At 66.8% G+C, this 5,893-nt stretch carries 5 protein-coding genes; 3 read left to right on the top strand and 2 right to left on the bottom strand.

The window, feature by feature from the left end:
• The coding region (locus JWR89_RS01330; RefSeq protein WP_299710779.1) for a methyl-accepting chemotaxis protein at positions 1–900 on the top strand (900 nt) is incomplete at its 5' end.
• Positions 901–1,085: 185 nt separating this feature from the next.
• On the opposite strand, the gene JWR89_RS01335 is transcribed toward JWR89_RS01330, so the two are convergent.
• A complete protein-coding gene (locus JWR89_RS01335; RefSeq protein ID WP_299710781.1) occupies positions 1,086–1,409 on the bottom strand; it encodes a helix-turn-helix transcriptional regulator in 324 nt (107 codons plus the stop codon).
• 102 nt (positions 1,410–1,511) lie between these two features.
• On the opposite strand from JWR89_RS01335, the gene JWR89_RS01340 reads away from it, so the two are divergent.
• Together JWR89_RS01340 and rnd are read left to right on the top strand one after the other, a co-directional pair.
• On the top strand, positions 1,512–2,987 hold the full coding sequence (locus JWR89_RS01340) for a protein adenylyltransferase SelO (RefSeq protein WP_299710784.1): 1,476 nt from the start codon (positions 1,512–1,514) through the stop codon (positions 2,985–2,987).
• A gap of 103 nt (positions 2,988–3,090) precedes the next feature.
• Entirely contained in the window at positions 3,091–4,239 is a 1,149-nt protein-coding gene (gene rnd, locus JWR89_RS01345) for a ribonuclease D (protein ID WP_299710786.1), read from the top strand.
• Positions 4,240–4,421: 182 nt separating this feature from the next.
• Here rnd and ppx read toward each other — a convergent pair.
• A partial coding sequence (gene ppx, locus JWR89_RS01350) for an exopolyphosphatase (RefSeq protein WP_299710788.1) occupies positions 4,422–5,893 on the bottom strand: 1,472 nt, incomplete at its 5' end.

The following is a 5,893-nucleotide window of genomic DNA, read 5'->3' on the forward strand; positions in this document are numbered from 1 at the left end:
AAGCGCAGCGCCGATCAGGCCGCCGGCGCGGCCTCCGCCGTGACTATGGCGCGCGCCGAAACCATCAGCAACGCCACCCGCAATTTCGAAACGATGATCGGCGAACTGGTCGGCTCGCTGGCCTCCGCCTCCACCGAGCTGGAAGCCTCGGCGACCACGCTGACCCGGACCTCCGACGTCACCATGACGCTGTCCGGCTCGGCCGCGTCCGCCTCCCACACCGTGTCGGAAAACATCCAGTCGGTCGCCGCCGCCACCGAAGAGATCACCTCCTCGGTCAACGAGATCGGCCGTCAGGTCCACGAATCCAACCGCATCGCCTCGACCGCCGTGCTGCAGGCCGAGAAGACCAACCAGAGCATCGCCAAACTATCGGAAGCCACCGCACGCATCGACGACGTGGTCAAGCTGATCACCGCCGTTGCCGAGCAGACCAACCTGCTGGCGCTGAACGCCACCATCGAGGCCGCGCGCGCGGGTGACGCCGGCCGCGGTTTCGCGGTGGTCGCTGCCGAAGTGAAGGCACTGGCGTCGCAGACCGCCCGCGCCACCGACGAGATCAGCGCCCAGATCGCCGGCATGCAGGCGGCGAGCGCCGACACCGTCGTGACGATCAAGGAGATCGGCGCCACCATCACGATGATCTCGGAAGTGTCGTCGGCGATTGCCGCGGCGGTCGAGGAGCAAGGCGCGGCGACGCAGGAGATTGCGCGCAACGTGCAGCAGTCGGCGCAGCTCTCGACCCAGGTCGCCCACGACGTCACCGAGGTCAACCGCGGCACCTCGGAGACCGGCTCGGCCTCCGGCCAGGTTCTGTCCGCCGCGCAGTCCCTGTCGATCGAGAGCAGCCGGCTGAAGAGCGAAGTCGACAAGTTTTTGCATACGGTAAGAGCGGCGTAAGCGATCCGGCGGGACTGAAGCGGCTTGTCCCGGACGCGGCGCAGCACGGAGTGCTGCTCCGCAGAGCCGGGACCGTCGCGGGCACCGGCGTTCGGTACGGTCCCGGCTCTGCAGCGCACTCCGCCGCCCAAGGCGGCGCAATGCACTGCGTCCGGGACAAGATGCGAGTGAGCTGAATCAGAGCCCTACGCGAATTCCAGCTTCAGCTTGGCGTCCTTCGCAGACGTCGCCGTACTGACCGTGACCGTGACCTTTTCACCGAGCGCGATCAAGAAACCGAACAGGCGATCGTAGGTATAGCCGGCAAAGTGTCCGCGCATCAGCTTCGATACATCAGGCTGTGCCAGCCCGATCAGCTTCGATGCCTGAGCCTGGGTCAGACCCTTCGATTTGATGAGCGACGCAATGGCGATAACGATATCGGCCTTCGCCAGATGATCAGCGGAATTGGGCACACCCAGATCGGCAAAGACGTTGCCGCTGCTCTTTGTACTTTTCACCTTGCTCATCGTTTTGCTTCCTTCAGACAAGCGGAATTGATGCGGTTCCGATACGGCAAGTCAATGGGTGCCCCCGTTGCCAATTCCTCCCCACACCCCCATCTTCCGTCTATGACCATCCAGTTCCCGTTCGACAACAGCTACGCCACCCTGCCCGCCAATTTCTTTGCGCGGGTGGCGCCCACCCCCGTGGTCGCGCCACAGCTCATCAAGCTGAACCGGCCGCTGGCCGCGCAGCTCGGCATCGATGCCGACTGGCTCGAAAGCCCCGAAGGCGTCGAGGTGCTGGCCGGCACGCGGGTGCCGGACGGCGCCGATCCCATCGCGATGGCCTATGCCGGGCACCAGTTCGGGCACTTCACCGCGCAGCTCGGCGACGGCCGCGCGATCCTGCTCGGCGAGGTCGTCGATCGCGACGGCGTGCGCCGCGACATTCAGCTCAAGGGCTCTGGACCCACCCCGTTCTCGCGCCGTGGCGACGGCCGCGCGGCGCTGGGCCCGGTGATCCGGGAATACATCGTCTCCGAGGCGATGTTCGCCTTGGGCATTCCGACCACCCGCTCCCTCGCCGCCGTCATCACCGGCGAACGGGTGCAGCGCGAGACCATGCTGCCCGGGGCGGTGCTGACCCGCATCGCCGCCAGCCACATCCGCGTCGGCACCTTCCAATTTTTCGCCGCGCGCGAAGACATCGTGGCGCTAAAGCATCTCGCCGACCACGTCATCGCCCGGCACTATCCGGACGCCGCGCGAGCCGAACATCCCTACCGCGCGCTGCTTGACGGCGTGATCGCCCGGCAAGCTCGGCTGGTCGCGCGCTGGCTGCTGGTCGGCTTTATCCATGGCGTGATGAATACCGACAACTCGTCAGTGTCCGGCGAGACCATCGACTATGGCCCCTGCGCCTTCATGGACGACTACGATCCGGCCAAGGTGTTCTCCTCGATCGACGAACAGGGCCGCTACGCCTATGCCAACCAGCCGCGCATCACGCTGTGGAACCTGACGCGGTTCGCCGAAACCCTGCTGCCGCTGCTCGACGCCGACCAGAACGCCGCCATCGAGATCGCCAAGGCTTCGCTGGCCGAATTCTCCGAGATCTTCGACACCGCCTATCAGGCCGGCCTGCGGCAGAAACTCGGCCTGTTCACCGCGCAGCCCGACGACGGCGTGCTGGCGCAGGACCTGCTGGCCGCGATGGCCGCCAACCAGGCCGACTTCACCCTCACCTTCCGCGGCCTCGGCGCTGCCGAGCTGGACTCGGCGGGTGATGCCGCCGTGCGCGCCCAGTTCACCGATCCCGCCGTCTGGGACGCCTGGGCGATCCAGTGGCGCGCCCGGCTGGCCCTCGAACCGCAGGACGCCGCCACCCGCCACACGGCCATGCAGGCGGTCAATCCGGCCTTCATCCCGCGCAACCATCGCGTCGAGGCGGTGATCCAGGCCGCTTTGACCGGCGACTACGCGCCATTCGAGGCCCTGCTGGCGGTGCTGGCCCGCCCGTTCGAGGACCAGCCGGACCGCGCCGACTACGCCGATCCGCCGCTGCTGCACGAAAGGGTATCGCAGACCTTCTGCGGCACCTGATTCGCGCCCGATCCCCCGGCCCGGAACCCAAATCCAGCGGAACACGCTTGACTCGCCAGGTTTTTCGGCCGAACGCCATCGTCAAAAGCGTTATGGACCGGACATGGAACTGATCACCACCACAGCCCAGCTGACCGCCGCCTGCGCGCGGCTCGCCAAGCACCCCGTCATCACCGTCGATACGGAATTCCTCCGCGAGACCACCTACTATCCGCTGCTCTGCGTGGTCCAGATGGCCAGCGCCGAGGACGCGCTGGTGATCGACACGCTGGCCGACGGCATCGACTTAAAACCGTTCTTCGACCTGATGACTAATGCCGACGTGCTCAAGGTCTTCCACGCCGCCCGGCAGGACATCGAGATCATCGTGCACCGCGCCGGCGTGGTGCCTTATCCGATCTTCGACACCCAGGTCGCCGCCATGGTGCTGGGCTATGGCGACAGCATCGCCTACGACCAGCTGGTCGAGCGCATCACCGGCCACCGCCCCGACAAGACCCACCGCTTCACCGACTGGTCGCACCGCCCGCTCACCGAGGAGCAGGTGCACTACGCCGTCTCCGACGTCACCCATCTGCGCGACGTGTTCGCGGCGCTCGACGCCGACCTGAAGAAGCGCGACCGCAGCGACTGGGTCTCGGAAGAGATGGAAGTGCTGACCTCGCCGAAAACCTACGACTTCCACCCCGAGCGCGCCTGGGAGCGGCTCAAGACCCGGGTCCGCAAGCCGAAAGAGCTGGCGGTCCTGATGGAAGTCGCCGCCTGGCGCGAACAGGAAGCGCAGAGCCGCGACGTGCCGCGCTCGCGCGTGCTGAAGGACGACGCCGTCGGCGATATCGCGACGCATGCGCCGACCTCGCTGGAAAAGCTGGCCAGCTTGCGTTCGCTGCCGAAGGGCTTTGACCGCTCGAAATGGGGCAGCGACATCGTCGAGGCCGTCAAGCGCGGCGTCGCCCGCGATCCCGCCACGCTGCCGAAGATCGAGAAGCCGCGCGGCTCCTCCAACGGCGGCGCCATCGTCGAGCTCTTGAAAGTGCTGCTGCGCATGACCTCGGAGCGCCACGCGGTGGCCTCCAAGGTGATCGCCACCGTCGACGATCTCGAACAGATCGCCAATGACGACCACGCCGACGTCGGCGCCCTCTCCGGCTGGCGCCGCGAACTGTTCGGCGAAGCCGCGCTGGCGCTGAAGCAGGGCCGCCTGGCGCTGGCGATCGAAAAGGGCCGCGTCGTCAGGGTGGATCGGACGTAACTCCGTACTGCCGAAGCCGTCATCCTGAGGTGCGCGCCCTTGCGCGCCTCGACGGACGACGGCGGGCACTCCGCTGCTCCATTGCAAAACAGCATCCTTCGAGGCTCGGGCGTTTTGCGTGCTTGGCGACGACCGAACTCGCGTCGCCCTCGCGCCTCAGGATGACGGCGGAGTTTTGATAACTACCTCCGCACGATCATCCCGGTCTTCCCCACCAGCCTTGCCAGTTGCTTGAACCGGCTGCCGACGCGGTCGGCGACGAGGTCGACCATGCGATGCTCGAATACCAGCATCATCTTGCGGTCCTGCGACTTGAAGTGCGTCGCCGGCAGCACGCCGGGGCGCGCGGCCGATACCAGATGCGCGACCCGGAACATGGCGCCGAGCACGCGGGCGCGTTCGACTTGCGCCGGCGTCACCAGCGCCCGCACCAGTTCCGGCGGCTCGTTCTGTTCGCTGAGGCCCGCATAACGATAGAACACGGACAGCGCCAGGAAGGCGCGGCCGTGATGATCGACCGAGCCGAAATTGCCGTTGGTGATCAGATGCAGCGTCTGCTCGCCGCGGTAGTCCGGATGCACGCGCCATCCGATGTCCGACAACAGGCAGGCGACGCGGCGCAGCCGGCGGTCCTCCTCGGTCTCTTTCAGCTTGGCGACGCGGACGAAGCGGTCGGTCCAGTCCGACAGTTCCTGGGCATGGCGCGCCGAGCGCGACAGCAATTCGTTCAGCGACTGCGCGGCAGCAACGAGGCCATCCTCGGCGCGCTTCACTGCAGGCAGCATTTCGTACAGCAGGCCTTCGCGGACGCCGTAGGTCGAGAACACGATGGCCTTGGGCTTGGCCGTCAGGATGATGTGTTCGAGCACCAGCGCCGCATAGACCAGCAGCGGCTGGCGGGCTTCGGCGATGGATTCGATGTTGGCCAGAATGTTCGCGGTGGCCAGCCGCCGCAGCCGGCGCACGAAGTCGAGCGCTTCCGCGGCCGGCAAAGTGTAGCCGTGCATCACGCGCAGCGGATAGCCGCTCTGGATGATGTGCAGCCGCGCCAGCGCGCGCCAGGTGCCGCCGACGGCGTAGAAATTTCGCCCGGTGCCGGCGGCGAGTTGTGCGACACCGGTGAGCGCGGTCTTGACGATCTTCTCGGCGCGCTTCGGCGATTTCTGCGAGGCGTCCTGCAGCGCCAGGCTGCCGAGCGGCAGCGTAATGCCGGTGCGCACCGCGCTGCCTTTGACGTCCACCAGTTCGAGCGATCCGCCGCCGAGGTCACCAACGAGCCCGTCAGGTTTGTGGATGCCGGAGATTACGCCAAGCGCCGAGAGCTTGGCTTCGCGCGGCCCGGAGATGATCTGGATGACGCAGCCGCAGATCTTCTCGGCCGCCGCGATGAATTCCGGGCCGTTGCTGGCGTCGCGCGCCGCCGCCGTGGCGATGGCGTGGACGCGGCCGACCTTCATGATCTTGCACAGCGCGCGAAACCGCTTCAGCGCGGTCAGCGCCTTGCTGACCGCATCGGCGGCGAGCAGCCCGGTCGACTGCACTTCGCGGCCGAGGCCGCACAGCGCCTTCTCGTTGAACAATGTGACGAGGCTGCGCGACAGCGATTCATAGACGACAAGACGGACCGAATTGGAGCCGATGTCGATCACCGCGA

Source organism: Tardiphaga sp. (assembly GCF_028290785.1).
Classification (GTDB): Bacteria; Pseudomonadota; Alphaproteobacteria; order Rhizobiales; family Xanthobacteraceae; genus Tardiphaga.